Below are 2,056 nucleotides of genomic sequence, written 5' to 3'. Positions count from 1 at the left end.
CCGCGCGCTGGCCACCGGCGGCGCCGAGAAGCTGTTCGCCGGCCTGCACCCGGACCTGCGCTGGCACGAGGGGAAGCTGCTGCTGAACGGCGTCCGCCCGATCAACCGGGGTCCCGGCGGGCTCGTCCTCATCCCCGTCGTGCTCGGCTCGCCGGACGTCCTGGTGAAGCGGAACACGTCCACGCAGACGACGGTCCGCTACCCCGCCCGCGGCCGCGGTGCGCTGTGGACAGCCGGCACGCAGGCCCCGGCGCGAGGCCCGGTCCGGCTGATCGGCCGGGCGCGGGCCGGACTCCTCGAAGCCCTCCGCTCCCCCGCGACCACGACCGAGCTGGCCCGCGCCCTCGGCGTCACGCCCAGCGCCGTCTCGCAGCACCTGGCGGTCCTGCGCGAAACCGGGCTCGTCGCACGGGAACGTTCCGGGCGCCAGGTCCTCTACCTGATCACGGCGCTCGGAACGTCCCTCCTGACCGGTCAGCCCAGCGAAGACAGCGGCACAGCGAACACCGTCCGCCCGCAGGTCTGACCCTGTGCCTGGCAGTCCGCCGTCGACCACTCGGACTGGGACCAGACCAGGCCCGTCGCCCAGTCGTAGGTCAGCGCCTCCGGGTGGACCGCCCAGCACGCCGTCGTGGTGCCGCAGGTCGCCGACGTGCTCGCCGTGGTCGTCTGGGCCCAGAGCTGGCCGTTGAGCGTCGCCGAGCTGTGGGCCACGTACCACTTGCCGTTGTGGGACAGCACGCCCTGCATGTTGCCCACCGAGCTGCGGAACGCCTCCGACGCGGTCCCCGTCAGCAGGTAGTCCGAACCCATCGGGAAGCGGTACAGGCGGCCGTGCAGGGACTGGTCGGAGAAGTACTCCGTCGTCACCACCGAAGCCGGCGAGGTGGTGCGGTCCAGCGAAAGCGACGAGAAGCACGGCACACCCGTGTCGGAGGACATGCTGCACGTCCCGCCCGCGTAGGTGTAGTAACCGATCTGCATCATCGCGTACTTGTACGTGTAGGCCGCGTACCCGGCGGACGTCTTGCCGATCGCGTTCGACGTCGTGTCGCTCAGCTGCAGGATGTGCTTGGTGCTGAACACGCGGATCGCGGTCGAGGTGTTGCCGACGGCGGTGACGTAGATCTTGTCGCCGAGCCAGGCCATCCCGCCCATGTGCGCCTTCGCCGCGCTGAAGCTGCTGCCGGTGCTGTTCGGCACGGCCAGGTACACCATCCGGTGCGCGGCCGACGCCGGGTCGTTGTAGTTGACCGCCTGGATCCGGGCGTCGTTGTACCGGCCGAGCGCGTCGGTGCCGTGCCAGCCGGACAGGATGATCTTGTTCGCGCCCCACATGCCGTCGTCGTCGGCGTCGCCGGACGTCGTGATGCCCTGCGGCACCCACGACGTGCTGCCGGCGCGCTCGCTGTCCCAGCACAGCGCCTTGGTGGCCACCGGCGCCTTCGGCAGCGCGGCCTTCTCCGCGCTCGTGCAGCCGGTCATCGCGTAGCTGGTGTCGTTGACGACGGTGTTGAGGCTGACGTTCGGCAGCGCGTTGTCCAGCGCGGTGAGCGCCGCGGCCGGGGTCTCGTGCCAGACCAGGTTCTGCTTCGTGGTCGTCGTCAGCGGGTCGCTGTAGGCGGCGCTCGCCGTCCCGGGCAGCGCCAGTGCGCCGGCCACCACAGCCAGCGCGAGGACGATCGCTTTCGGAATTCGCATGGGCGCCAGTGCGCCACACGCGGGTCCAAAATCCGTACAACGCCCGTACTAATCCGCCAGCGAAAGCACCGTCCGCGCCTGCTCGACCATCGCGACGTCGAGGAACGTCCCGTCGGGCAACGCGATCGCGCCGACGCCCGCCGCCGTCGCGCCTGCCATCCGCGCGATGACCTCGCGCGCCCGCGTGACCTCCTCCCGCGTCGGCAGGAACGCGGTCCGGATCGTCTCGAGCTGCACCGGGTGGATCGCGGTCCGGCCGCGGAACCCCAGCGCCCGCCCGGCGCGGCAGGACGCCGCCAGCCCGTCGAGGTCGCGGACGTTCGGGTAGGCGGACATCGCCGGCGGGGCAAGCCGC

General features: G+C 71.5%; 2 protein-coding genes and 1 pseudogene. 1 reads left to right on the top strand and 2 read right to left on the bottom strand.

The annotated features are described in order from the left end of the window. The coding region (locus G3I65_RS29185; RefSeq protein WP_160698946.1) for a helix-turn-helix transcriptional regulator at positions 1 to 526 on the top strand (526 nt) is incomplete at its 5' end. On the opposite strand, the gene G3I65_RS29180 is transcribed toward G3I65_RS29185, so the two are convergent. Together G3I65_RS29180 and G3I65_RS29175 are read right to left on the bottom strand one after the other, a co-directional pair. After that, the gene (locus tag G3I65_RS29180; protein WP_160698945.1) at positions 475 to 1,701 is read right to left on the bottom strand and encodes a hypothetical protein; all 1,227 of its coding nucleotides are present in this window, start codon (positions 1,699 to 1,701) and stop codon (positions 475 to 477) included. The genes G3I65_RS29185 and G3I65_RS29180 overlap by 52 nt on opposite strands. 48 nt (positions 1,702 to 1,749) lie before the next feature. Continuing rightward, positions 1,750 to 2,056: pseudogene (locus G3I65_RS29175) on the bottom strand (HpcH/HpaI aldolase/citrate lyase family protein); the annotation flags it as partial.

Origin of the sequence: Amycolatopsis sp. SID8362 (assembly GCF_010550475.1) — a bacterium.
In the GTDB taxonomy this organism is placed as follows: domain Bacteria; phylum Actinomycetota; class Actinomycetes; order Mycobacteriales; family Pseudonocardiaceae; genus Amycolatopsis; species Amycolatopsis eburnea.
Note: the sequence above shows the minus strand (reverse complement) of the source record. Positions and strands in the feature narration are given on the sequence as shown.